Origin of the sequence: Devosia alba, from assembly GCF_039938915.1 — a bacterium.
GTDB classification, from domain to species: domain Bacteria; phylum Pseudomonadota; class Alphaproteobacteria; order Rhizobiales; family Devosiaceae; genus Devosia; species Devosia alba.
This window is the reverse complement of the sequence record NZ_JBDUUI010000181.1, coordinates 1-224: the sequence shown is the minus strand read 5'-3', so window position 1 is coordinate 224 and position 224 is coordinate 1. Positions and strand designations below refer to the sequence as shown.

1 protein-coding gene is annotated in these 224 nt (G+C 42.4%); it reads right to left on the bottom strand.

Translation table 11 applies throughout. From position 1 onward, the window contains the following. On the bottom strand, nucleotides 1-224 hold a 224-nt coding region (locus tag ABFY71_RS19210), incomplete at both ends, for a hypothetical protein (RefSeq protein WP_347947481.1).

Sequence of the window (224 nt, the reverse complement as noted above, 5' to 3'; positions counted from 1 at the left end):
GGATGGATGGCTGTCATGTCACGTGACAGAGTGACCGGATGCAGTTTCGATTCATCAGGCACATAGGAGATGCCGAAGAGACACGACTGTTTATTAGGATTGATTTCAAAGTAAGGCGAGCTACATTGTGTCATTTTCAAAGGTAGCACATAGTTACCATAACTCAATTTATTTCGTTTCACGGTAACGGTTAAGCTAGCTGATTTACTGCCAGCTGTAAACAA